This is a genomic window from Streptosporangium sp. NPDC002544 (assembly GCF_040295965.1).
Lineage (GTDB): Bacteria > Actinomycetota > Actinomycetes > Streptosporangiales > Streptosporangiaceae > Streptosporangium.
This window is the reverse complement of the sequence record NZ_JBEOWJ010000025.1, coordinates 43,855-68,166: the sequence shown is the minus strand read 5'-3', so window position 1 is coordinate 68,166 and position 24,312 is coordinate 43,855. Positions and strand designations below refer to the sequence as shown.

The following is a 24,312-nucleotide window of genomic DNA, read 5'->3' as shown; positions in this document are numbered from 1 at the left end:
CGCCCAGCACGCCCCTTCGACGCGCTGGCGTTCGTGGTGATCGCCCTGGAGTGCCTTCCGCTCGCCGTGCGCCGGCGGTGGCCGGCTGTGTGTCTGGCTCTGGTGTCGCTCGGCTTCGTCCTCGACCAGCTCCGCGCCTACCACGTGTTCGCGAGCAACGCGATGCTCATCGCGCTCATCAGCGCAGGCGCCCATCTGGAGCGCCGCCGGCGCGTCACCGTGGTCCTCCTTTCCATGGCGTACGTGCCGCTGGCGCTCGCGCTCGGCCGGCTCGGCGCGACCGAGAGGGTGGAAGGTTACGTGGTGTTCTACCTGGTCCTGACCCTCGCGTGGGGCATCGGGGCCTGGTTGCGCTCCACCCGCGCCGCCGAGGCCGAACGCCGCCGCCACGTCACCGAGGCCACCCGTGCCGCCGAACGTACCCGGATCGCCCGCGAGCTCCACGACGTCGTGACGCACCACGTGACGGCGATGGTCGTGCAGGTCGAGGCCGCACGCTACCTGACCACCGCCCCCGACCGCCTCGACGCGACGCTGAGCGTCGTCACCGACACTGGCCGACGGGCCATCACCGACCTGCGGCACATGCTCGACCTGCTCAAAGCCGATCACGACACCGACGTCAGCATGCCCTCCGCCGGCGAGCTCCATACCCTCGTGGAGCAGACCCGCCGGGCCGGGCAGCTGGTGGAGTTCACCGAGAAGGGCAGTCCGGCGGAATCGGCAGGCAGCGCCGAGTTCGTGACCTATAGGGTCGTCCAGGAGGCCCTGACGAACGCCCTCAAATACGCCTACGGCAGCCCGACCGTGGTCCGGGTGCGCTACGGCGAGAAGGAGATCAGCGTGGAGGTCAGCACCGACGGCCCCGGCTCCAGGACCGCCTCTCCCGGCGGGAGCGGGCGGGGCCTGGCCGGGCTCCGCGAGCGGGTGGACGCCATGGGCGGCGAGTTCAGCGCCGATCGGCAGGCGGATGGCGGCTTCGTGGTACGGGCCCGCATCCCCGCGGGGAGCCCGTCGTGACCGTGCCGATCCGGGTCCTGGTCTGCGACGACCAGGCGCTGATCCGCACCGGCTTCGCGACGATCATCGACGCGCAGCCGGACCTGGAGGTGGTGAGCGAGTGCGGCGACGGTCGCGCCGCGGTCGACCTGGCCCGCCGGCTAAGCCCCGACATCGTGGTGATGGACGTGCGGATGCCGGTGCTCGACGGCATCGAGGCCACCCGCCTGCTGGCCGGCGCCGGGGTCGAGAGTCCGATCAAGGTGCTCGTGGTGACGACGTTCAACCTGGACGAGTACGTGTACGAGGCGCTGCGCGCGGGGGCGAGCGGGTTCCTGCTCAAGGACGCCCCACCGGCGCAGCTCCTGCACGGCATCCGCACCATCGCGGCGGGCGCCGCGCTGCTGGCACCCGAGGTGACGCGGCAGCTCGTCGGCAGGTACGCGGCCCGGATCCGCCCCGCCCAGGCCACGCCGGACAAGACCACGCTGACCCCGCGCGAGCTGGAGGTGCTGCGCCTCATCGCAGACGGCAGGTCCAACAGCGAGATCGCCGCGACCCTGGTGATCAGCCAGGAAACCGTTAAGACGTACGTGTCGCGCATCCTCACCAAGCTCGACCTGCGTGACCGCGTGCAGGCGGTGGTCTACGCCTACCGCAGGGGCCTGGTGACCTGAGACACACCGCCCGGGACGGGATGGAGGATCAGCTCAGTGCGCTCGGCCTCGTAGTCCGCAAGGTGCGCCAATCGCTGGGCTGCTGGGTCACTTGCTGGAACAGTTCTCTGCGGCGTGTTCGCTACGGGCGGGTCGAGACGAGTTCGAGCAGCTTGACGAGCTGATCGAGCTGTTCTGGGTCCAGACGGCTGGTCCTGGGTGCCAGGGCGCGTCGGACTTCGTCCTCCACTCGCTTGGTCAGTTCGAGCCCGGCTGGGGTCACGTACACATCGACGACCCGGCCGTCATCGGGGTTCTTGCCGCGCGTCAGCAGCCCCCGGCGCTGAGCGCGGTCGATGAGGCCGGACATCGTGGACTTGTCCAGGCCGAGGTAGGCGGCCAGTTCGGTAATGCGGGCGCGGCGGTCGCGGAGGATGCCGAGCACCCGTAGTTGGGTGAGCGACAGATCATGCTCGCCGCCGATGCGGGTCAGCACGCCTGCCACCTCGAAGGTGGTCCGGACGAGGGCGTCCACGACATCGTCGGCGGCGGTCATGCCGTCATGCTAGTTCGGCATGGTTGGCAATGCCAACCATGCCGAAGCTGACCCGAGCGGAGGCGAATGGTTCCCCCTGCTCCAGCACCGGTGCGCTGCCCGCCGGCCCCGGCCATCCTTGACGTCGATGGCGTCATGCGCGACAAGGAAGATCATCGGCAGCGGGATCGGCAGTCCCAGCCCGACTCGCCCTCGGCGCCTCAGTCGGCGTTGTAGGCGACAAGGGCGGACTCGATCATCACGGTGAGGAGCCGGCGCGCCATCGCGATGTTGCCGTCGTTGTTCAGCAGGAGTACGCGGCGGCCACCGCCGTTACACGTTTGATCGGCGGTTGCTGGAACCTCATCCGCCCGACCCGGTCGTCGACGACGAGGTGGTCGCGCTCGGCCGCGCCGAGCCCTCCCGGCCCGCCGGCCGCAGCCCTGATCATCGCGCACGGCCCATACACCCCCGAGCGCGATGGTGACAGTACGCAACGTGATGTTGCATCAATCACGCCACATCCGTTGACATGGTTTGTATTACCACCCATTATGAGGGTGGTTGGTAATACAAACCATCTTCAGGAGGCCACCATGCACGCTGCCGTCATCCCGGCAACCGATGCCCCGCCGGTCTATCACGACCACCCCGACCCCACGGAACGCCACGGCGACGAGATGGTCGTTGAGGTCCTCGCGGCCGGCCTGCACCATCTGACCAGGGCAAAGGCGAACGGCTCGCACTACTCCAGCAACGGTATGTACCCGCTCGTCCCCGGCGTCGACGGCGTGGTACGCGACAAGGAGGGCAACGTCCGCTACGTGGCCCTGGACGACACAGCTCTGGGGACGTTCGCCGACCGCACCCTCATCGACCCCCGCCGCAGCGTGATCCTGCCCGACGGCATCGACCCCGTGCAGATCGCCGCCGCGATGAACCCGGCCATGTCGTCCTGGGTCGCGCTGCGCCGCCGCGTCGACTTCCACACCGGTCAGCGCGTCCTCGTCCTCGGCGCCACCGGCAACGCCGGACGGATGGCGGTCCAGATCGCCAAACTGTTCGGCGCCGCCCAGGTCATCGCCGCCGGCCGCGACACCACCCGCCTGAGGGCACTGACCGCGCTCGGCGCCGATGAGACGATCACCTTCGACCAGATCCGCCACGCAGCCGACGTCGACGTGGTCATCGACTACGTGTGGGGTGAATCCGCCGCCGGCGCCATGATTCCGATGCTCACCGCCCGCGCCGACCGCACCGCCCCGCTGACCTGGATCCAGATCGGATCCATCGCCGGCCAGACCGCGCCGATCCCCTCCGCGGCACTGCGCTCCGCCCGCCTGCAGATCGTCGGCAGCGGCATCGGCTCGGTCCCCGCCCGGGACTTCCTCGCCGAGTTGCCGGAGCTGGCCTCAGCGGTGGCTGCGGGCGCGATCGACGTACGGGCCCGCGCCGTACCCCTCGCCCAGGTCGCGCAGGCGTGGACCGCCGAGACCGACGACCGCATCGTTTTCGTCCCCTAGCCGTCACATCCGAGGAGGAAGCCATGACTTCGTTGAGCCGCAGTAGGAGACGGGCCCTGGTCGTGGGTCTCGGCGTCAGCGGCATCGCCACGGCGATCGGCCTTCGGCGCATCGGCTGGGATCCGGTGATCGTGGAGAAAGTGCCGGACCGTCGATCGGGTGGTTACTTCGTCGTGTTGTTCGGCGCCGGCCAGGCCGCGGCGCGGCGACTCGGCATTCTCGACGCCATCCCCGACCGATCGCCGCCCAACGGCATCACCTACACGGTGGATCGCGCCGGCGTCCGGAAACCCGGCCTGGGGTTCGGGGATCTGCCGGTCTCGCCTCGCATGATGCTGCGTGGTGACGTGGAACGTGCCGCCTTCGCCGCGCTCCCGCACGACGTGGAGATCCGCTACGCGACGACCCCCACCCGCATCGAGCAGGATGCCTCCGGCGTCGAGGTGACGCTCGAACACGATGGTGGATCCGTGACCGAGCGATTCGACCTCGTCGTGGGCGCCGACGGGTTGCGGTCCACGGTCCGGCGTCTCGTCTTCGGCCCGCACGACAGATATCTGCATCGGCTCGGCTACATGATCGCGGCGACGATGCTGCCAAGCCCTGTCGGCGGGCTCTCCCCGCACGAGGGGGCGAGTCTCCTAGAACCCAGCCGGGCCATGTGGGTCTTTCCGTTCGCCGACCACCCGCCCACCGTGCTCTTCTCGTACCGCACCGGCGACGTCGACGCCGAGTTCACCGGTCGGCCCGCCGAACAGGTCCGCGCCGCGTACGGACCTCAGCCCACGGGCCGGCTGCTCGGCGAGGCGCTTGACGCGCTCGACGCCGCCGACGAGTTCTTGTTCGACTCAGTGGAGCAACCCCGCATGGACGCCTGGTCGCACGGCCGGGTTGTGCTGGTCGGCGACTCCGCGTGGTGCCCCAGCCTGTACTCCGCCATGGGGATCTCCGCCGGGCTCGCCGGAGCCGACCTGCTCGGCAGCATGCTGCACCGTCACCCCGGTGACATCCGCGGCGCTCTGCGCGCCTGGGAGGCACAGCTCCGCCCGCACATGACCTACTACCAGGCCAACGGCGTCGAACAGCAGTATTTTGTCACCCCCGGCAACCAGCGGCAGATCGCCCTCCGACCGGTCATGGCGCGCAGCCTCCGGCTCCCGGTGATCGGCAATGCCTTGCGCTCCCTGCGAAGCAACACCAAGTCCATCCGAGAACGGGAACTGGACATCGCCCACGCCGGCTGACAAGAGCCCGGTCCGCATGCACGCGCTTCAAACGCGATGTTCGCTTGGGCAAGGTGAGCGGGCTGGCGACGCCGACGATCACAAGGCTCCGGTGGCAGTCGAATGACTGATGTGTCCATGTTTGCAGCGCGCCGGGCAGCTCTATCAGTGCTATCAGGACGGCGTTGAGGACCAGCTCGGCGCCCCGGACCTGGTCCTCAACGCCCTCGCGCTGTTCAACACGCGGTACATCGACGCCGCGGTGAACCAGCTGCGTTCCGACAGCTTCGACGTCCGAGATGAGGGCGTGGCCCGCCTCTCGCCGTTCGTGCGGCACCGCATCAACATGCTCGGCCGGTATTCCTTCCAGCTCCCGAACCTGCCCAGCGGTCTGCGGCCACTCCGCGACAAGGACGCCACCGACGACGAGTAATCCCGCCTCGGCCGCCCGTTGCAGCGGGCGGCCCGGTGTGAGGAGGGCCGCCCGGACGCGCGCCATTCCGCGGCAAGGCGCTTGCTCACGCCTTGATCTGGGTGAGCGCGCTCCAGCCGTGTTCCAGGAGGTCGAAGGCCCGGGTGATGGCCTTGCGGGGGTTGTCGTGAGCGTAGGCCGCGCGGGGGGCTTCGAGGGCAAAGTGGGCCAGGGCAGCGCAGATGGGGTCGCCCGCGGCGAGGCCGCTCTCCTCGGCGATGGCCTAAGCGAGTGCGGCAGTGTGGCGCAGCCACATGTTCTGGGCATAGTCGCGCAGCGCGGGGGTACCGGCCACCAGGTTGGTGAAGGCGGTGAAGCCGGCGTCGCCAGCCGGGTGGTCAGGGCGTGTTCACGCAGCGCGGCGGGGATGGACTGGAGTGCGGCGACGCGGCCGGTGTAGGCCGCGCGTCCTTCGCGGGTGAGGCTGAACCACGTCCTGGAGCGCTTGCCGACGTATCCCTTGCGGATCTTCACATAGCCGGCCGCCTCCAGGGCACTCGCGTGTTTGGACAGCACCGAGTCACTGATGCCCCTCCCCCAGCGCTGGGCGGCGGGTGCCGGATACAACACTCGGAGATGTTCCAAGAGCAGCGGAAACGTCCGGGCGGTGTGTGCTAAAAAGGCGCGTCGGCCCAGCTCATTGGGGATTGCCGAGAGATCGGCGAGCCCGGGTGAGCGGGCGGGCCGGAACGACAGACCGTGCCACGGCGCCCGGAAGGGCGTGAGCGAGCCGGTCACCCGGAAAAAGAAAGACGGCCCCGAGCCGGTGCTACCAACACCGTCCCAGGGCCTTGATCAATTCACCCTGCTAGACCAGGAGAAAGATCCGTGCTCGACTGTACCCGCGCGCCCGCGCCCGTATCAAACATTCTCTCCCGCCAGACGATCGTCTCCTCGATCTCGGAGGGCGGACGATGAGCATCCGGCAGGCGAAGCCGCCCTCCGACCGGTTCACCCGGATATCCAACCTCTGGATCCGTGACCTGCGGCTGTCGTGGAAGGCGCGCGGCCTGCTGGCCTGGCTGACCTCGCACGCGACCGGCTTCCGGGTCTCGGAGAAGACCATCGTCTGCGCCGCCCCGGACGGCCGGGACGCGGCCCGGTCCGCCATCGGGGAGCTGGAGGCGTACGGCTACCTGCTGCGCGAACGCGAACGGGGCCGCGACGGCAGGCTCGGCGCCGTCACCTACATCATCTGCGACCCCTGGTCGCCGCGACTCACCGTCCACGAGCCTGCGCCGGAAAACCCGCCGTTGGCCCCGACCAGCACGGACACCGTGAAACCCCAGGTCGCGGCCTACGCCGGGAAACCCAACGTAGGAAAACCCACCCGTATAAGAAGAGCAGCAAAGCAAGAAGACCAGAACCCCGAGAAGATCAGCGAAAACCCACCTCTTCTCGCCGTAGGCGAGCCTGCGGACCGTAGGGGGCCGGGCGCCGCACCGACGCCTGCGGCGAACCCGGAAGAGTTGTCCCGAATGGCCGCCGAGTTGCTCGGCAGGCTGCCCGACCACTACCGCCGCGCTCCGGCCTGGCTACGCTCCCGGCTGCTGAGAAGGATCTCCGAGGCCCTCACCCGGCACTCCCCGCCGGCCATCGCCGACTACTGTGCCAAGTTCGTCGGTGATCCCGCCTTCGGCGACTACGAGCATCTACGCCGCTTCGACGACGTGCTCAGAAAGCTGGCCGCCGACATCGCCGACGGCACCGCCTGCCCCGGCTGCGGACACGATCCCCGGCATCCGTTCTGCGACACGGAGGTGGGAGATAGGGCCGCCCGGCCAAGCCCCGAAGTCCCCCCAGGTCCGTCCCGCGAGGCGAAAGGCGGCGCAGTCCACGATGTTGCCGCCGGTCAGGTACGGTGCGCAGCCGCCACGGGATGCCGTTGACGACCTCGCGATGGTCGCGCCGGGGGCGCCTCCTGCCGTCCGTGGCGGGCAGCAGGGGCTCGATCCGTTGCCAGGCCTTGTCGGTTCACCTCGTCGCACCACGAACGATCATCCAGCCGCACCTGGGGTGATCATGTGTGGACAGACCCCAGGGAGACCGGTCGTCCCGGAGTGGGAGAAACGAGCAGATCGTCGAGGCCGGCTTCGGAGAAGGCGGCGTGCACGTCCGTCTGGCTCTCGGTGAAGTGGGTCCAGCCCTCGACATGGAGCGGCACGACGTGCCGGGCTTTCAGCAGGCGCGCGGCGATCACCATCTCGGTGGCGTTCAGGGTGAGCCGCTCGTCGATCATGGGCGTGCGGACGGCGCCGCCGAACAGCAGCGCGACGTCGACGACCGGGAACCGCCCGGCGATGAGCTCCACGTACTCCAGTGAGGCGTTGTCCCCGCTGATGTAGACGGTGGGCAGCCCGTCACCGGTGAGCACGAAGCCGGTGACCTGGCCGACGATGGGCTCGCATCCCGGCGGGCCGTGCAGGGCGGGAACGGCGGTGACGCGCACCCGGCCGACGTCGTGGTGCTGCCAGGGGTGCATCGGGGTGACCCCGATGCGCGCGGCGGCCTCGGGCGTGCTCAGGGTCAGCGGCGCGGCGGACATCATCTGGCGGCCCAGCCTGTCCAGGTTGTCGGGATGCTGGTCGTGGCTGAGCAGTACCAGGTCCACCCGGCCGACGTCGGCCGGGGAGAGTGCCGGGCCGATGGTCTTGGTGAGTGTGAGCGGCCCGACGGGGTGATCTCCCGGCGGATCGAAGGTCGGATCGGTGAGGATGCGCAGCCCGCCGAGTTCCAGTAGGGCCGTCGGGCCGCCGATCACGGTGATGGTGGTCGTCATGGGCGGATCCGTTCGCTGCGCGGTCGGGCATCGTCTGGATCATGCTAGCCCCGCATTCCGCACATGACCTCGATTCACCTGGAGTGATTACCCTCTGCACCGAATCAAATACCGGCCTGCAACGATGTGGCAGGTGCGGAAACCGGGACACGCGGGACGACCTTCCCGGCCGGAAGGGCGCCGGGGTCCGGCGTGTCCCGGACACGCCGGACACGTGCGCCCCCGTGACCGGCGGTAGCCCCGGCTCCACCCGTACCGATGACGGTCGGGCCGCGCGCACCGGTCGGTCATGGTCGCCGCCCGGCGGCGACCATGACCTCCACCTTCACCGCATCGTGCTCGCGGCCCCGAAGACCGTCAGACGGGCATTACCCGCAGGGCGGGATAGCGGGCCGAGTTCAGGTACAGCTTGTCGGTGCCGTGCTCCTTCTCCAGTTCCAGGACGAACCGATAGCGGTAGAGCCCCGGCCGGGCGTCGCTCATCACCGCCCCGGCCCAGTAGTAGTAGACGGCGGTGTACTGGTCGCGCATCCGGTCGGGAGCGCCGTAGATCTTGAGCTCGGTCATGATCCGGCGTTCGGCGACGTCGTCCTCGTCGCCCTTCTCGATGTCGAGGAAGACCAGGTTGTTGATCTTCGGCATCGGAGGCCAGGTGCCGTCCGGACGGCGGTGCATGTCGATCGGGCGGATGATCCAGTTGATCACCTGCCCCTGCTTGCAGATGGTCTCCAGGTGGTCGCTGCCCTGCCCGACCCCGCCGACGCTGTTGTCCATCATGTAGAGGCAGCCGTCCAGGGACTTCGTCGCGGCGGCCTTCTCCATGTCGACGAGGGTCACCACGTTCAGCTGGACGGAGTTGAGCTGGCCGCGATCGGCGAAGTCCGCAGCCGCGTATTCCTGGGTCATCGGCCTCCCTTTCCCTCGTTGACGGGACCGGCCAGGGCCGGCCGGGCGGTGGGGGTGAACGGCGTGCCGACGGTGCCGAGCAGGAACGAAAGCCGGTACGGGACCGGTTCGGTGAGGTCCTGCTTGACCTCGGCGGTCCAGAACACGATGTCGGTGCCGGGATACACCTTTCGCGTGGGCTCGGCGATCTGCGGGTCGATCTCGATGTCGGCGAGGGCCACGTAGGTCTCGCACTCCAGCGGGATCACGTTCCACAGCAGGGTGTCGCCCTTGCGTACCCGGCTGTGCAGCTCGGGGGTGCCGAACCCGGTGGACCCTGCGGCCCCGTTGGTGTCATAGAAGTAGAGGTTGTCGTCCAGGTTCTCCGACGCCAGCGCGGCCACGGGGTCGACCACCGCAGTGATCGTCACGGGCCGGACGGGCCGGGCGGGCCGGCGTTCGGACTGTCTGTTCCTCGGGGGCATGCGACTCCTTCAGTCGAGAATGCTCCGGTTCGGACCGGGTCAGCCGGCGGCCGGGACGGACGGGAGGGGAAGTACGCCCAGTCCGGCGCCGGTGAACCCGTTGCGCTTCGGATCGTTGATGATCTTGAGGCTGGACTCGCAGGTCAGGTCCACGGACTGCCAGACCAGCTCGTCGTCCTGCTCGACCAGCTCGTGCAGCTGGACGTGCACCGTGTACGGGTAGACCCCGGGCCGGCTCGTGTCCACGGTCGCGGCCCAGTACCAGCCGTCGTAGATCATGTCGGGTGACCCGTACTGGGCCGGGTACATGATCTTCTCGGTGACGGCCTGGCCGGTGATATCGGTGATCACCGGGGCCGGGTAGTTGTACGCGCCGGGGCTGCTCGTGGTCCTGCCGGTGACGTCCAGCAGCTTGGCCTCGGTGAGGCCGCGCCCGCCGCCCGACTTGCGGGCGCGCTTGCCGACCCGCTGCTGCAGCCGCTTGAGATCGGCGCCGCTCACACCGCCCTCGCCGCTGAGCGCGGCCAGCTCCTCCAGCGTGCGCCGGTCGTCGGCGCGTTCCTGCTCGGCCAGGTAGTTGCGCGGCACCGTCGGGGGGATCGACCCCAGCGCCGCGGGCAACCAGTTCAGCACCTGCTCGGTCGCCTGCGACCCGTCGAGGAAATGGGTGCCGGGCACGATCGTCACCAGCTGCTCGGTGCCCACCCCGACCGAGCCGAGCAACTTCATGTTGTCGAACCAGTACGTGTTGCCGTCGAGCGACCGCGTCCGGAGCGCGTTCTCGACGTCGAAGAGCACGATGATCCCGTGTTGCTGGGCCATGAAACCGCCTTTCGCAGAACGTGGCTCACACGCGCAGCAGCGCGGGCGAGTCGATGTGCAGCACGCTGTTGGGTCCTTCGTGGAGCTTGAGGGAGAGCCGGTACCGGTACGGGACACCGGGCGTCATGTCGTAGGGCACGACGCCCTCCCACACCAGGAGGTCGTAGTTCTCGTGCCCGTTGGAGTCGGTGGCGTCGGCCCCCGCCCCGGGCACGGCGGCGGGTTCCGGAACGGTTCCGGGCTCCACCGGGTACGGCGGCACGGTCTGGTCGGCCGGGGGCGAGACGGTCACACCGGACAGGAACTCGATGGCCTTGATCTCGACCGGAGTCTGCACGTCCACGTGGATGGGCGTCCACTGGACGACCTGTCCCGGGACCACCACCGTGACGAGGTCGGGAGTCCCCTGGTGCCTGCTCCCCGCCGAGCTGTCGTCGACCAGCGAGAGGTTGCCGTTGTGCAACGTCCGGTCGGACAACGCCCCGACGGCGTCGACCATCACGACGATGCTGATCCTGTCTTTCATCGATCCTCCCTTGTCGGATGTCATTCGGGCGTACGGGCCACCAGGTGCTCAGCCCCGGTCCCTGACCAGTGGCGTCTTGCCGACGGTGGTCCGCTCGATCTGCGGTGAGGAAGGTGGCACGAACACCAGCCGGAACCCGTATCCGGTCTGCTCGATGGCCGCCGCGTTGGCCTCCCGGTCGTTGAAGAGCGACAGGGAGCTCGGCAGCGCCTGGGTGAACAGCTGCCGCGTCCCGCTCGGGCCGAGGGCGTGCTCGACGGCCGCGGCCGTACCCTCGGCGTCGTCCACCGCCACCAGCAGGGTGAGGGTCCGGTCCTCACGGTGGTTGTGGAACTGGACCTCGTGCGCGACCAGGTCCAGGTCGACGCCGGCCGTCGAGCACAGCCGCCCGCGCAGGGCCGCGTAGGCCAGCGTCGCCGAGTACTGGCTGTCGTTGAGGTGCAGCACGTCGGCGGTGCGCCCGGCGAACTCGAATCGCTCGGTGCGCAGCCCGGGACCGTTCAGGGCGGGGCGGCGGATCATCCGATCGCCGAGCTTGAGCCGGAGCAGCGGCGTCTCGTCGGCGTGCAGCCGGGTGACGACCAGCTCGCCCTCCTCACCTTCGGCGACGGCACGGCCGTGCTCGTCCACGATCTCCACCAGGTGCAGCCCCGGCACGGCGGAGAGCGCCGGCGAGGTGTGGTCGAGCTGGAGCCCGACGCACTCGGCCTGGGTCGCGGCGAAGTAGCTGAGGATCGACACGTTGGGGAAGAACGCCCGCAGCTCGTCGCGCTTGCGCTGCGGCAGGGAGCCGCTGCCGTACATGGCGACCCGGAAGCTCTCCCTGGCGTGCGGGGGCAGGCCCGCGCCCAGCTCAGGCAGGAGCGCGATGCCGGCGGTGATGCCCATCAGCGCCTTGTGGCCCGGGTAGGAGAACATGTGCTCCAGCACCGGCGCGCTCACCGGTCCCGCGCCGATGTAGTTGACCCCCGGGACGTGGGACAGGACGCCGCCGACCATGGTCCCGCTGCTCCACATCTGGTAGTCGGCCAGGGTGGTGAACAGCCAGCGCGGCGCGGGGCCGCGCAGGTAGCGGCCGAGCTGGTAGGCGCCCATGAACGCCCCGGCGATGCGGTAGGTGTCGCGCAGCTCCCGCAGGGAGTACACGATCTCCAGGGGCATGCCGTCACCGGTGCCGCCGCTGGCCACCACCTCGAACCCGCCGTGGCCGAGCGGCACGACCATCCCGGCCCGTGCGCCCATGAACATGTCCCGCTGCACGGTCTTGTCCGAGAGAGGGATCCGCTCCCACTCGGACATGTCGGCGGGGGCGCCGCGGATCCCGAAGTAGTGCAGCCGCTCGCGCCACAGCGGGTTGAGCAGGGCGACGCCGACGAGCTGCTGAAGCCGGCGGAACACCAGCGCGTTCTGAAGGTCGAGCGGGGACTCGCAGTACGGGACTCCGGTGAGCCGCCCGCACTCCTCCAGCTTCCCCGCGAACGACGGCAGCCGGGTGACGTCGTCCACCGAGCGGGGCCGCAGCTCCTCCTCGGGGATCAGCCGTGCCGCCAGCTCCGTCGAGGCGGCGATGTCCAAATCCGTCATGGTCATGAATGACTCCCATTCCGCTGGTCGTGCCGGGCCGCGGCGCTCGCGCGCAGCACCCGTTGCCCGATGTCCCTGATCTCGGCGATGAGCATGGCCAGGTGGTCGGCGTCGATCAGGTGGTTCATCACCACCACGCGCAGCGCCGCCACCCCGTCGATGTCGACCTTGGAGATGAAGAAGCGCCCGCCGCCCCGGATCCGGTTGCGGATCTCCAGCTGCAGCCGGTGCACGGTCGCCGGTTCCAGGCCGTCCGGCCGGTACCGGAAGCACAGGATGTTGGACTCCGGCTCGTGCGCCACGGCGAAGTCCGGCTCGGCGGCGAGCATCCGGTACGCCTGCCGGGCCACCGCGCACAGCCGGTCGATCCTCTGCGCGAACAGCGCCGGGCCGTAGACCGACCAGACCGTCCAGAGCGGCATGATCATCGGGCGTTTCGTGCACTCGAAGTTCTTGTCCGCGCTGTCGTAGGCGCTGTAGACGTCCGGTTCCTCGTCGAAGACGTAGCTGGCGCGCTGCCGGAACGCACCGCGCGCCGTCGCGCCGTCGCGGTAGAAGAGCAGTGTGCACGGCGCCGGCATGAACAGCATCTTGTGGGCGTCCCAGGTCAGTGAGTCGGCCTGCTCGATGCCGCGCAGCCTGTCCCGGTGCCGGTCCGACAGCAGCAGGCTCGCCCCGTGCGCCCCGTCCACATGGAGCCAGAGACCATACCGGCGTGCCACGGCCGCGAGCTCCTCCAGCGGGTCGAAGGCGCCCATCGACGTGGTCCCGGCCGTGGCCACCAGGCAGAACGGTCGCAGACCGCGCCGGTGCGCCTCGTCCAGTACCGGGCCGGCCAGATCGGGGCGGATCCGCCCGGCCCGGTCGACCGGGAGCCGGACGATCTGCCGTTCCCCGATGCCGAGCACCCCGGCCGCCCGGGTCACGCTGTAGTGGGCCTCCTCGCTGACCGCGATGGCCGGGGGACCCGACATGCCGCCGGCGCCGCGCGTCCAGATCTGCGGGAAGGCGCGGTTGCGGGCGGCCAGCAGCGCGGTCAGGTTGGCCAGGGAGCCCCCCGAGGTCGTCACCATGGCGAACCGGTCGCGGTCCCAGCCGATGAACCGATTGAGCTCCTCGGCCATGAGCCGCTCGGCGACGTTGGGGAGCTGCCCGGCCTCATAGAAGGAGGAGGGCTGGTTGACCACCGAGCCGACCAGGTCGATGAGGCTGGCCAGTGGCACCACACCGGAGAACTGCCGTCCCATGTAGCCGGGTGAGTAGACCGGGATGCCGGTCTCCGTGTACAGGTCGACGATCTGGTTCACCCGGTCGGCGTCGAAGTCGGCGATGCGCCGCCGTTCCGGGGTCATCAGTTCCCGCGCGGCCTTCAGCAGCACCGCCGGATCGAGGAGGTCGAGTCCCCGGACCGACCGGTCGCCCAGATACGTCGTCAGGCGGCTGACGATGTCCACGGCGCCGTCATGGAAACGTTCGGGGTCGAAGGCCGCGGCGAGGCCCGGCATGGGTGACCGGTAGCCTTCGCCGGTCGTCGGCTCTGGAAAGGAACTCTGGACATCGGAAAGCGAACTCGTCACGGAGGAGACTCCAAACGATCCGGCGTCGAGAACGCCCATATGGTCGCGCCTGGACGAGAATTCGGGCATGGTGCATTGAATTCCCGGACGACCACATGAAGGTTCTCGCGAATAAATGCGTGATCTGCGGCGATGCGTCGAGCGAGAAAGAGATCCCCGGCACCCGGGGACACGAGGCGGCATTCGTGCCGCCGCTGGGCCGTTCCGGCAGATTGGAACGGTCCAACTTCGAGAGGGGATGTCGATCGGCGATGGTGGCAGATGGCACGAGAGGGCCTCATTGCCCCCTGTTCACGCCCTGTTCAAGCAGTTCGAATCAGTCCGGCGACGATGTCACCGACGATCAGGGTCTGCAGGAGACCCGTCATGGACGAATCGCGATTAACTCGACCTGAGTTTCATCCTCCGTATACATTGGCGCGCCCGTCACGTAAGCGAGCTAATCATTGATGACAGAGGGGCGCAAGACCTCGAATGCAGGTGGAGTGACAGATTCCGGCCACAGTTACTTACGCATGGTGATTGAGATGGGGGATGTTCGGTGGGTCTCATCCGTTTTGGGGCTTATGAGTTTTTCTCACGAACCTGGCGTGAACTCAGAGTTCGAGGCCGCCCCAACGGGCGCCCCCGTTAAAAGGACACCCTTATTGCATGTGGTTGTATTCTCCAAAATACACTAGAAGCCTCGATGAGGTGATATGTCAGTCTTTCCCGATGCTTCGGCACTAAAAGGGAAAACCTCTAACGTTTTCGGGCAGCGCCAGGCCCGCTGAGGCTCTGGACGGCATCACTCCCGAACCGGCCTGATCACCCCGGCTGACCGCGTCATCAGGCAACCGGTGCACCTCCCCGGTCCGCGCGACCTCCGCGGCGAGTTCCTCCCCCAGGACGGGAACCACCGTGATCTGCCAGGCGGTCACGGCCGGGTCGTCGATGTCGGAGCGAAGGGCCAGTAGATCGCGTACCGTCTCCTCGGCCTGATCGAGCCGCCGCGCGCCGGCAGCGGTGTGGCGCGGCGGCCATGGGCCGCCGCGCCACAGGTGTGGTGTTTCGGGTGTTCGGAGATCAGCTCGCGCTGCAGGAGACCGTCGGCCAGGTCGAGTTGCCGTTGCGCTGGATCGTCACGCCCCAGTTGTTGCCGTTGCCGTTGGGCCTGGCGGTCAGCACCTGGGCGCTGGGGTAGCTCGCGCTGATGTTCCAGGTAGCGATGATTTTCGCTGGGGACGGGACGTTCATCGTCACGGTCCAGTTGCTCGAACCGCTGACCGAGACGTTGAGGTTGTACCGGTCACTCCACTGCTGCCCTGCGGACAGCGACGCGGTGCAGCCACCGCCACCGCCGCCGCCACCGGAAGAGCCGTCCACCGTTACATTGGAGTTTCCGCTGCTTTGATATCCCTCTGTTGCGAGGATCATGTAATCATGGCTGCCCAGATTCATTCCGTAACGGGCCCATGCGTCGAAGTGGTTGCCGCTGGTTATGGTTCCGCCCGTTTTCTTTGACTGCCGGACGCTCCAGTACTGATTGAAGGTTCTGGTGCCTTCGATGGAGGGGGCGTTGGTTCGCGTCGTCTGGTAGATGTCGTACGTGCCGCCGTCGCTGGTGACCGTGCCCTTGTACGTTCCGGTGGGCCGGTAAGTGCCCCAGTTGTCGACGATGTAATACTCCACGAGTGGGTTTCTCGTCCACCCGTAGAGAGTCAGATATGCATTGCCGGACGGATTGAAGCTGCCTGAGTAGTTCACGGTCCTGCGTCCGCCGGTGCTCCAGCCCTTACCGGCAACAAAATTCCCGGTATTGCTCCATGAGGTGCTGTAATTGCCGCCGGATCCCAGTTCCATGGAGACCGACCCGGGACTGTCGGTCCAGAACGAATAGAAGTAGCCGTTGTTGGTGCCGGTCTGATTGGAGGTGATGGCCGCGTGGGCGGGGCCGGGCAGCATCGCCACGGCCACGGCCAGCGCTACGGCGCAGGCACGGCCGACGAGCAGCCTGATGCGGCCGCGTCTGCGGCTCTTCGGGCGGGCGGGGGCGTCGTTCATGCGCGTGCTTCCTCCTCGTGAAGGCCGGCCGGGAGGCCGGGCAGCGTGATACGACCCGGCGGGGCTGTCGGTGACCAGGGGGACGGCCACCGCGCGTCGGCGTCGTACACGTGGGGGGTTGGCCGGTCGTCGTGCGGTCGACGACCGGAGGAGCAGGTCGCGGCGGGTGACTCGGATCGACAGTGGTTGAGGTCCAACGGCAGCGAAAGTATCGGTGCGATGGCGAAAGTGTCGGTCCGACCCCGCGAGTTGTCAACGACTCCCGAAAGCCTGATCTTGGTCAAGGATTTCTTGAGCAGGCATTACGCCTGTTCAATAGCCCTACTCTGCCCGGCCCAACCCAGGGTTGGCCGATGAAACTTTCGGATATCTTCCGAATCATTCGGCGTGCAGTGCAGTGGAGTAGGGCATGATCGCGGCTGGTCTGTCGGCGATCTCGGCGGCCGGGAACACACACGTGCCGCATCCGGCCAACCCGGCCCCCGCGCGTTCTTCCTCAGTCGGGAAGGACCGAGAGGCCGGACCGGGCGACGATGGCCTGGAGCGCGGCGACATGGCCGGTGTAGGCCGCGCGCCCTTCGCGGGTGAGGCTGAACCACGTTCTGGGGCGCTTGCCGACGTATCCCTTGCGGATCTTCACGTAGCCGGCCGCCTCCAGGGCACTCGCGTGTTTGGACAGCACCGAGTCACTGACGCCCAGGTTGTCGCGTACGAAGGCGAACTCGGCCTCCTCCGCGGCGGCCAGCAGGGAGACGATCTGCAGCCGGGTCGGCGCGTGGATCGCCGGGTCGAGTCGCGACGTCATCGTTTCGGCGTCTCCGCCCGCCGAGCGGTCCGCGCGGACATCCACCGGGCCAGGAGGGGCGCGGTGACCGCCACGACCACGGTCATGATCGCGCCCATGACGGTGCGCGGATAGGCGACGCCGAGCTCCTTGAGCCACAACGCCAGCGCGAAGCCCGCGAGACCGGTGGTGATCAGCCAGGCGGTGAAGCCGGCCCATGCCCATGGATCCGTCATGGAGGAGTGCGGGCGCAGGTTCGCGTTCCTGACGTCGATCACGAACTTGAGGACGGCGACGGCGAGGCCGGCCGACAGGGCCGTCACCGCGATCCAGAGCCACCAGGCGGGGGTGATCTCGGTGACGAACTGCATTCCGGTGATGAAGATCCAGACCGTCACCGGATACCAGGCGGGGAACATCGGCGGTGCGGCGCGCAGGACCCTGTGCTGCGTCTCGCGAACCTGAGCCAGCGACCGCGCGGCTTCTTCGGGGGTGATCTCCATGGGCTGCTCCCTCCTTCTTTCCTACTTGGAAAGTACTTTCTAGTTTCCATATCGTCAAGTACTTTCCAGGATGCCGCATGGACTGGCCGAGCAGCAACCGGCTCCGGATCCCGAACCTGGCGCGGCCTTCGGCCAGCCCGTCGAGCACCGCTTCCAGCGGCATCTCGGACGAAGGAAGTCGACGACCTCGGTCGGCACCCCCACCAGCGGATCGGTCAGGAACCTGCCGATACACCTCGCTGTGGTGAGCTGAATACCGAACCCGAGGCGGTTGTGATCACCTCGCGGCTTCGCCCGCGCCATCAACGTGTGGTCGTCGTCGTCCAGGTAGAAGAACAGTTCAAGATCTGCCTGCGACACCGAAGCGCGGTAGCGGCCATAGGCAGCCGCTTCTTGACCGCTGAGAAACTCCACCGGCATGGTCCGCACCGCAGGACCCCACCGCCACGATACGACCGGTAAGCGATCAGACCGTTACACAGCGTTCATGGACTCGTCCCGATGGCCGGCGCTGGTAAGAATCGCGCCACACGCCCCAAATCAATCGGTGTGGCAGCTGGTCACACGCATTCCAGCGCCGGGCCTATAGACCGAGGCGCGGCCGCGTCACCGGGCGTGAGAGACGCGGCCGCGAGCGAAGGTCAGCGGACCTTGCCGAAGAACTCGCGGATGTCTGCGGCGACGCTATCGGGCTGCTCCATGGCGACAAAGTGGTGGCCGCCCGGATTGCCTTCCGGCCAGTGAAGGATGGTGTTGTGCCGTTCGGCGAGCCGGCGGATTCCGGGCGGCCCGCTGTACACGCCGGTCGGCGCCGCCGTCTGACCCTCCGGCCAGCCGAAGCCCGTGCTGTCGTAGTAGGGCCAGGAGGAGGTTCCCAACGTCCCGGTGAGCCAGTAGAGGCTCACGTTGGTGAGGATCAGGTCGCGATCGATCACCTGCTCCGGCGGTTTCGCGGCGGTGGTGAACTCCTTGAACTTCTGCATCATCCAGGCCAGCGCGGCGACCGGAGAGTCGTGCCACCCGTAGGCGAAGGTCTGGGGCGCCGCGCGCAGCAGCCCATGATGGTCCACGCCGCTCATCCAGTCCTGCTTCTGAAGCTGCGCGTAGGCCGCCCGCTCGTCGTCGGTCATCTCGGGAACGTCGTCTTCGGTGGGGAAGCCGAGCCCGCTGATGACATAGACGCCGATCACGTGATCCGGGGCGACCTTGGCGACTTCCGGGGCGACGTACGCGCCGAAGTCCCCGCCCTGGGTGCCGTAGCGGTCGTATCCGAGGCGGCGCATCAGCTCCGCCCAGATCCGCGCCACGCGCGTGGCGTTCCAGCCGGTCTCACGCGGCGGCGCGGAGAACCCGAAACCGGGCACCGACGGCACGACGACGTGGAACGCCTGAGACGGGTCGCCGCCGTGCGCGCGGGGATCGGTGAGGGGGCCGATGAGGTCGATGAACTCCACGAACGAGTTCGGCCAGCCGTGGGTGAGGATGAGCGGCAGGGCGCCGGGCTCGGGGGAACGCACGTGCAGGAAATGGATGTCCTGACCGTCGATCTCGGTCGTGAACTGCGGAAATTCGTTCAGCCGCGCCTCGTGCCGGCGCCAGTCGTACTCACCGCGCCAGTATTCGGCCAGGTCCTTGAGGTAGCCGGCGGGGACGCCCCGGCTCCACTCCTCACCGGGAAGTTGCCGGGGCCATCGGGTGCGGGCCAGCCGATCGCGCAGCTCGTCCAGATCTGCCTGAGGAATATCGATGTGGAAGGGGCGGACCTCGGTGCTCATGACTCTCCTCAGTGGGTGCGCGATACCCCGCCACGTCGTCCCCAGGCAGGCCCGGGTGGTACGTCGCGGTGACGTGATCGAGAGTAGGAACCATCTAGGTCAGTTCCTGACCTAGATGGCCGGGCATGATGGACCCCATGAGCGACACCCCCGCACGACTGCTCAAACTGCTGTCCCTGCTGCAGACCCCGCGTGAATGGCCTGGCAGCGAGCTGGCCGAGCGCCTGGGAGTCAGCCCCCGGACGATCCGCCGGGATGTCGATCGCCTGCGCGAGCTGGGTTATCCGGTACGGGCGGCGATGGGGGCGGTGGGCGGCTACCGGCTCGCCGCCGGTAAGGCCATGCCTCCGTTGCTGCTGGACGACGAGGAGGCGGTGGCCATCGCGGTCGGCCTGCGCATGGCGGCCGGGACTCCGGTGGACGGCATGGAGGAGGCGTCCGTGCGGGCCCTGGCCAAGCTGGAGCAGGTGCTGCCGTCCCGGCTGCGGCACCGGGTCGCCGCACTGGCCGCAGCCCTGGTCTCGATGCTGACCGGGAACGGGCCGAGTGTCGATCCGCAGAACCTGACGGTGCTCGCCGGCGCAGTCGCCCACCGCGAACGCCTGCGGTTCGCCTATCAGACGGGTGACGGGAGCGAGACCAGACGCCTGGTCGAGCCGTACCGCCTGGTGGCGGCCGCACGCCGCTGGTACCTGCTGGCCTACGACAACGATCGCGACGACTGGCGGACCTTCCGCGTCGACCGAATCAGTGATCCGCGGCCGACCGGCGTGCGGGTCCCGCCCCGCGAGCCGCCCGAGCAGGACGCGGCCGCCTTCATCATCGACAAGCTGTACTCGTCGGCACCCACCTACGAGGTGCTGGCGACCCTGCGTCTTCCGGCCGACCAGGTGGTGCAACGGCTCGGCACCGCCCCGGGCGACGTCCAGCCGATCGACGAGCACAGCTGCCGCCTGCACGGGCGCGCCGACACCCTGGAGTGGCTGGCCTCCCGGCTGCTCATGCTCGGCTGCGAGTTCCAGGTGCACGAGCCGCCGGAGCTGCTGGCGTACCTGCGTGCGGCGGGCGCCCGCGCCGTCCGCGCCGCCGGGGGTCCCCTTTGACCTGACCAGACCGGCTTAACGTACGAAACGGTTCCGTTGCAGGTCCGCCCCCGAGTCGCGGCCCCGCAAGAGCGAATCCGCCCGCTGGCCGCGAACCCGTATGTCAGGCCGGTGGTCGAGGCCCGCGACGTCGAGGCTCTCGGCCTCGACGTCGCGCACTACCTGCTGGACCTGGACGATCCACGCTGCACCGACCCCGAACCCTTCGCCCGCTGGTACACGAGAGAGTCCGGCACCGTACCTGGCGACTCCCCGTTCGCCGCCGACCAGGTCCGCTCGAACCCCTGGGTCGCGTCGTTTCAGAGGTGCCGTAGACGGCGGCGGTTCAGTCGGTGCCGAGTTCCATCGCGGCGCGGTCGAGCATCTCGTCGTCGCCGGAGACCTCGCCGCGTGAGGCGATGGCCTCGGCGCCGCCCTGCGGCATCGCGCCGATCAGTCCGGTCGAGGCCGCCTGGGCGGCGCCGACGAGCGCGGCCTGGGTGGTGCCGACCATGCCGAGGCTGGCGTACTGCTCAAGCCTGGCGCGCGAGTCGGCGATGTCGAGGTTGCGCATGGTGAGCTGGCCGATCCGGTCCACCGGGCCGAACGCCGAGTCCTCGGTGCGCTCCATCGACAGCTTGTCCGGGTGGTAGCTGAAGGACGGGCCTGAGGTGTCCAGAATCGAGTAGTCCTCACCGCGCCGCAGCCGCAGCGTCACCTCACCGATGACCGCCGTGCCGACCCAGCGCTGCAGCGACTCTCGCAGCATCAGCGCCTGCGGGTCGAGCCAGCGGCCCTCGTACATCAACCGGCCGAGCCGCCGTCCCTCGGTGTGGTAGCTCGCCAGGGTGTCCTCGTTGTGGATCGCGTTGACCAGCCGTTCGTACGCCGCGTGCAGCAACGCCATCCCGGGCGCCTCGTAGATGCCCCGGCTCTTGGCCTCGATCACCCGGTTCTCGATCTGGTCCGACATGCCCAGGCCGTGCCGTCCGCCGATCGTGTTCGCCTCCATCACCAGGTCGACCGGGGTGGCGAACTCCTTGCCGTTGATCGTCACGGGGCGGCCCTGGTCGAAGCCGATGGTCACGTCCTCGGCGAGGATCTCGACCGTGGGATCCCAGAACCGCACGCCCATGATCGGGTCCACGGTCTCGATGCCGTTGTCAAGGTGTTCCAGGGTCTTGGCCTCGTGGGTGGCGCCCCAGATGTTGGCGTCGGTCGAGTAGGCCTTCTCGGCGCTGTCGCGGTAGGGCAGGTCGTGGGCGAGCAGCCACTCCGACATCTCCTTGCGGCCGCCGAGCTCGGACACGAAGTCCGCGTCGAGCCAGGGCTTGTAGATGCGCAGGTGGGGGTTGGCGAGCAGGCCGTACCGGTAGAACCGCTCGATGTCGTTGCCCTTGAACGTCGAGCCGTCGCCCCAGATCTGCACGTCGTCCTCGATCATCGCCCGGACCAGCAGGGTCCCGGTGACGGCACGACCGAGCGGCGTGGTGTTGAAGTAGGCGCGCCCGCCCGAGCGGATGTGGAACGCACCGCAGGTGAGCGCGGCCAGGCCCTCCTCGACCAGCGCCGCACGGCAGTCGACCAGGCGCGCGATCTCGGCGCCGTACGTCACCGCACGGCCGGGCACCGAGGCGATGTCGGGCTCGTCGTACTGGCCGATGTCGGCGGTGTAGGTGCACGGAACGGCACCCTTGTCGCGCATCCACGCGACGGCGACCGAGGTGTCGAGGCCGCCGGAGAAGGCGATGCCGACGCGCTCGCCGGCGGGCAGGGAGGTGAGAACCTTGGACATAAACAAAAGTATGCACTGCGCTGCATGGTCATGCAAACTCTCGGTCTGCGACTCGCGATCTCACCCGCGGCGGCCGTGGCCACCTGCGCTGTTCACCGAACACCACCCACCCGTGGGAGTACGGACTCCCCGCCCGGCCCGAGCCGGTCACCTGGAGAAAGAGAGACGGCCCCGAGCCGGTGCGACCAGCACCGTCTCAGGGCCTTGATCAATTCACCCCGCTGAACCAGGAGAAAGATCTGTGCTCGACCGTGGGAGGCACGATCGCCCGGCCGGCGCGCTCGATGCCGTCTTCGCGGGCCCCGGTGGCCCGTGGGCGGTCACCCCACCAGGCGCCTCAGAGCCTGCCGAGGCCTCGGGCGAGGATGGTGGCGGTGTCCGCGATCACCTGGTTGTCGAGGACCGCGTCCGCGGCCCTGCCGTTGGTGTAGATCGACATGATGATGGGCGCGGCCGACTTGCCGGGCCAGACGATCGCGATGTCGTTCGCGGCCGCGTACTGCGAGGTCGTGCCGGTCTTGTCGCCGACCTTCCAGGTCTTGGGCAGGCCCGCGCGGATGCGGGCGTCGCCGGTCTGGTTCGCGATCAGCCAGGTGTTCAGCCGCGCCCGGTCCTTGGCGTTGAGGGCCTTTCCTGCCGTGACCGCGCGCAGGTCACGGCCCATGGCCGCGGGCGTCGTGGTGTCGCGCCTCTCCTTGGGGTTCCAGTCGTTGAGCTCGGTCTCCCACCGGTCCAGCCGGGAGATCGGGTCCTTCAGCGTCCGGAAGTAGCCGGTCAGGCCGGCCGGGCCGCCGAGCTGCTTGAGCAGCATGTTGCCCGCGGTGTTGTCGCTCCGGGTGATGGCCGCCTCGCACAGCTGCGCGACGGTCAGCCCGTCCTTGACATGATCCTTGGTGATCGGGGAGTTCTCCTTCACCTCGGCGTCCGTCCAGCGCACGACCTTGTCCATCAGGCCGGGCTCTGAGGTGCGGGCCTTGTGCAGCACGGCCGCGGCGGCGATCGCCTTGAAGGTGGAGAGCATCGGGAAACTCTCGCCCGCACGATAGGTGACCGTCTTACCGGTGGCGGTGTCGATGGCGTACGCGCCGATGCGGCCCTTGAAGGACGCCTCCAGCGTGCGCAGTTCCTTCCTGGCCTGGGCCTCTCCCGATACCACCCGGGTAACCGGCGAGGCGGCGGACGCGTGGCCTGCCGCGGTGACGCCCATCAGCGGGACGAGCGTGAGTGATGCCAGCACCGAGAGTGCGGCGTGTCGCAGACGCATGGTGATGCCTTCCGGTTGCGGGTTGGATGCGACAGGCAGTCTCACGCCGCCGGTTGATGCGGTCAAAGACGAAAGTGGCGAGTTCTATGCTGAAACGGCATACGATCATCTCGTGGACGTCCTCGGAGCCTGGCGAGCGTTCGTCAATGTGAGCGAGCGAGGGAGCTTCACGGAGGGGGCTGCGGCCACCCGGGTGCCGCAGTCGGTCGCGAGCCGCCGGATCGCCGCCCTGGAGAAGCACCTCGGGGAGCAGTTGTTCGACCGGTCGTCGCGCGGGGCGGTACTCACCCAGTTCGGCCGGGACATGCTTCCGTCGGCGAAGCGTCTCGTCCGCCTGGCCGACGACATGGAGTACGAGGCGGAGCAGGCCAAGCTCAGTCCGCTCCGGCTCGCCGTTCCCGGCATCGTGCCCGTTCGCGACCTGGCACGCCTTGACGCGGAGGCCCGCCAAAAGGGCGTCTACCTGCACTTTCATACTGCCCCACCGGCCGAACGGGCGGAACTCGTCCGCTCTCGCGAGGTCCGCGCCGCCCTCATCGCCGTACCGCCCGGCGACGCGACCTGGTCGGTACGGCTCGGACTCGCCGGCGCCGCGGATCTCCCCGTGCAGACGATCTACATCGAGACGCTCCGCGCCGGCCGCGCCGCGCGGTCGTCACCGAGGCGCCGGATCTGGATCCAGCCCGAGGACGACGTCCCGCACATCCGCGACCCGATGTTCCGGATCCGGGACGCCGTCGGTCTCCAGCCCGCGCAGGTCGGCGTCTCGGCGACGCTCACCTCCGCCGTGGCGGAGGTCCTCGGTTCGGCGGATCTCCTGCTCTGCCCGGTCGGGCAGGCCCAGGAACTGGGGCTACACTGGCGCCCCGTCGGCGAGATCCAACTCGTCCGCGGCTTCGAGGTGTCGGCCGCCGTCGGGAACGACGCGGAGCGCATCCGGACCCGGCTCTGGCACCCGATCGCCCGCTGCCTCGGCGCGTACGACCAGGCATGACCAAGA

24 protein-coding genes and 2 pseudogenes are annotated in these 24,312 nt (G+C 68.6%); 9 read left to right on the top strand and 17 right to left on the bottom strand.

Annotated features, from left to right (window positions below; translation table 11 throughout):
• Positions 1–9 precede the first annotated feature (9 nt).
• Positions 10–1,020 (top strand): annotated as a pseudogene (locus ABT061_RS32020) (sensor histidine kinase); the annotation flags it as partial.
• Complete coding sequence (locus ABT061_RS32015) at positions 1,017–1,676, top strand: response regulator (protein ID WP_350925004.1); 660 nt, start codon at positions 1,017–1,019, stop codon at positions 1,674–1,676. The pseudogene ABT061_RS32020 and the gene ABT061_RS32015, both read left to right, overlap by 4 nt.
• Before the next feature lie 121 nt (positions 1,677–1,797).
• Here ABT061_RS32015 and ABT061_RS32010 read toward each other — a convergent pair whose 3' ends face one another.
• Positions 1,798–2,211 (bottom strand): MarR family winged helix-turn-helix transcriptional regulator, encoded by a 414-nt coding sequence (locus tag ABT061_RS32010; protein WP_350925002.1) that lies wholly within the window; start codon positions 2,209–2,211, stop codon positions 1,798–1,800.
• Positions 2,212–2,494: 283 nt separating this feature from the next.
• Positions 2,495–2,641, bottom strand: coding sequence for a hypothetical protein (locus tag ABT061_RS32005; protein WP_350925000.1), 147 nt, complete (start codon positions 2,639–2,641; stop codon positions 2,495–2,497).
• A 145-nt stretch (positions 2,642–2,786) separates the two neighbouring features.
• On the opposite strand from ABT061_RS32005, the gene ABT061_RS32000 reads away from it, so the two are divergent.
• From ABT061_RS32000 to ABT061_RS31990, 3 genes are all read left to right on the top strand, one after another.
• Positions 2,787–3,713 (top strand): quinone oxidoreductase family protein, encoded by a 927-nt coding sequence (locus ABT061_RS32000; protein ID WP_350924998.1) that lies wholly within the window; start codon positions 2,787–2,789, stop codon positions 3,711–3,713.
• 23 nt (positions 3,714–3,736) lie between these two features.
• Positions 3,737–4,957, top strand: coding sequence for an FAD-dependent monooxygenase (locus ABT061_RS31995; protein ID WP_350924996.1), 1,221 nt, complete (start codon positions 3,737–3,739; stop codon positions 4,955–4,957).
• Positions 4,958–5,078: 121 nt separating this feature from the next.
• On the top strand, positions 5,079–5,369 hold the full coding sequence (locus tag ABT061_RS31990) for a Tn3 family transposase (protein ID WP_350924994.1): 291 nt from the start codon (positions 5,079–5,081) through the stop codon (positions 5,367–5,369).
• Positions 5,370–5,834: 465 nt separating this feature from the next.
• Here ABT061_RS31990 and ABT061_RS31985 read toward each other — a convergent pair.
• Positions 5,835–5,882: pseudogene (locus ABT061_RS31985) on the bottom strand (hypothetical protein); the annotation flags it as partial.
• A gap of 440 nt (positions 5,883–6,322) precedes the next feature.
• Between ABT061_RS31985 and ABT061_RS31980 the strand changes: the two are divergent.
• On the top strand, positions 6,323–7,297 hold the full coding sequence (locus tag ABT061_RS31980; RefSeq protein WP_350924992.1) for a hypothetical protein: 975 nt from the start codon (positions 6,323–6,325) through the stop codon (positions 7,295–7,297).
• Positions 7,298–7,428: 131 nt separating this feature from the next.
• Here ABT061_RS31980 and ABT061_RS31975 read toward each other — a convergent pair whose 3' ends face one another.
• The 7 genes from ABT061_RS31975 to ABT061_RS31945 form a co-directional block, all read right to left on the bottom strand.
• Positions 7,429–8,187, bottom strand: coding sequence for an MBL fold metallo-hydrolase (locus ABT061_RS31975; protein WP_350924990.1), 759 nt, complete (start codon positions 8,185–8,187; stop codon positions 7,429–7,431).
• A 357-nt stretch (positions 8,188–8,544) separates the two neighbouring features.
• Positions 8,545–9,093: a DUF8788 domain-containing protein gene (locus tag ABT061_RS31970; RefSeq protein ID WP_350924988.1), complete on the bottom strand. Its 549-nt coding sequence runs from the start codon at positions 9,091–9,093 to the stop codon at positions 8,545–8,547.
• Positions 9,090–9,503, bottom strand: coding sequence for a DUF8788 domain-containing protein (locus ABT061_RS31965; protein ID WP_350924986.1), 414 nt, complete (start codon positions 9,501–9,503; stop codon positions 9,090–9,092). Before ABT061_RS31965 ends, ABT061_RS31970 begins: the two co-directional genes overlap by 4 nt.
• A gap of 93 nt (positions 9,504–9,596) precedes the next feature.
• Positions 9,597–10,379 (bottom strand): hypothetical protein, encoded by a 783-nt coding sequence (locus ABT061_RS31960; protein WP_350924984.1) that lies wholly within the window; start codon positions 10,377–10,379, stop codon positions 9,597–9,599.
• A 25-nt stretch (positions 10,380–10,404) separates the two neighbouring features.
• The gene (locus ABT061_RS31955; protein WP_350924982.1) at positions 10,405–10,905 is read right to left on the bottom strand and encodes a DUF8788 domain-containing protein; all 501 of its coding nucleotides are present in this window, start codon (positions 10,903–10,905) and stop codon (positions 10,405–10,407) included.
• A gap of 48 nt (positions 10,906–10,953) precedes the next feature.
• The gene (locus ABT061_RS31950) at positions 10,954–12,495 is read right to left on the bottom strand and encodes a phenylacetate--CoA ligase family protein (RefSeq protein ID WP_350924980.1); all 1,542 of its coding nucleotides are present in this window, start codon (positions 12,493–12,495) and stop codon (positions 10,954–10,956) included.
• Positions 12,492–13,994 carry a pyridoxal phosphate-dependent decarboxylase family protein gene (locus tag ABT061_RS31945; RefSeq protein ID WP_350924978.1) on the bottom strand — a complete coding sequence of 501 codons (1,503 nt, stop codon included), beginning with the start codon at positions 13,992–13,994 and terminating at the stop codon, positions 12,492–12,494. The genes ABT061_RS31950 and ABT061_RS31945 overlap by 4 nt, the downstream gene beginning before the upstream one ends.
• A gap of 167 nt (positions 13,995–14,161) precedes the next feature.
• Between ABT061_RS31945 and ABT061_RS31940 the strand changes: the two genes are divergently transcribed.
• Positions 14,162–14,461, top strand: coding sequence for a hypothetical protein (locus ABT061_RS31940; protein ID WP_350924977.1), 300 nt, complete (start codon positions 14,162–14,164; stop codon positions 14,459–14,461).
• 670 nt (positions 14,462–15,131) lie between these two features.
• Here ABT061_RS31940 and xynA read toward each other — a convergent pair.
• The 5 genes from xynA to ABT061_RS31915 all read right to left on the bottom strand — a co-directional run bounded on the left by xynA (position 15,132) and on the right by ABT061_RS31915 (position 19,171).
• On the bottom strand, positions 15,132–16,109 hold the full coding sequence (gene xynA, locus ABT061_RS31935; RefSeq protein ID WP_350924975.1) for an endo-1,4-beta-xylanase XynA: 978 nt from the start codon (positions 16,107–16,109) through the stop codon (positions 15,132–15,134).
• Positions 16,110–16,605: 496 nt separating this feature from the next.
• The gene (locus ABT061_RS31930; protein WP_350924973.1) at positions 16,606–16,914 is read right to left on the bottom strand and encodes a winged helix-turn-helix domain-containing protein; all 309 of its coding nucleotides are present in this window, start codon (positions 16,912–16,914) and stop codon (positions 16,606–16,608) included.
• Entirely contained in the window at positions 16,911–17,396 is a 486-nt protein-coding gene (locus ABT061_RS31925) for a hypothetical protein (RefSeq protein ID WP_350924971.1), read from the bottom strand. The genes ABT061_RS31930 and ABT061_RS31925 overlap by 4 nt, the downstream gene beginning before the upstream one ends.
• 54 nt (positions 17,397–17,450) lie before the next feature.
• Positions 17,451–17,816 (bottom strand): DUF4158 domain-containing protein, encoded by a 366-nt coding sequence (locus tag ABT061_RS31920; protein ID WP_350924969.1) that lies wholly within the window; start codon positions 17,814–17,816, stop codon positions 17,451–17,453.
• A 221-nt stretch (positions 17,817–18,037) separates the two neighbouring features.
• Positions 18,038–19,171 (bottom strand): epoxide hydrolase family protein, encoded by a 1,134-nt coding sequence (locus ABT061_RS31915; protein ID WP_350924967.1) that lies wholly within the window; start codon positions 19,169–19,171, stop codon positions 18,038–18,040.
• 137 nt (positions 19,172–19,308) lie between these two features.
• Here ABT061_RS31915 and ABT061_RS31910 point away from each other — a divergent pair, with 137 nt between their 5' ends.
• Positions 19,309–20,274 carry a helix-turn-helix transcriptional regulator gene (locus ABT061_RS31910; RefSeq protein ID WP_350924965.1) on the top strand — a complete coding sequence of 322 codons (966 nt, stop codon included), beginning with the start codon at positions 19,309–19,311 and terminating at the stop codon, positions 20,272–20,274.
• A gap of 325 nt (positions 20,275–20,599) precedes the next feature.
• Here ABT061_RS31910 and argG read toward each other — a convergent pair whose 3' ends face one another.
• Together argG and bla are read right to left on the bottom strand one after the other, a co-directional pair.
• A complete protein-coding gene (gene argG / locus ABT061_RS31905; protein WP_350924963.1) occupies positions 20,600–22,048 on the bottom strand; it encodes an argininosuccinate synthase in 1,449 nt (482 codons plus the stop codon).
• A 337-nt stretch (positions 22,049–22,385) separates the two neighbouring features.
• Entirely contained in the window at positions 22,386–23,312 is a 927-nt protein-coding gene (bla, locus tag ABT061_RS31900) for a class A beta-lactamase (protein ID WP_350924960.1), read from the bottom strand.
• A 112-nt stretch (positions 23,313–23,424) separates the two neighbouring features.
• Between bla and ABT061_RS31895 the strand changes: the two genes are divergently transcribed.
• Positions 23,425–24,306, top strand: coding sequence for a LysR family transcriptional regulator (locus ABT061_RS31895; RefSeq protein ID WP_350924958.1), 882 nt, complete (start codon positions 23,425–23,427; stop codon positions 24,304–24,306).
• The last annotated feature ends 6 nt before the right edge of the window (positions 24,307–24,312 follow it).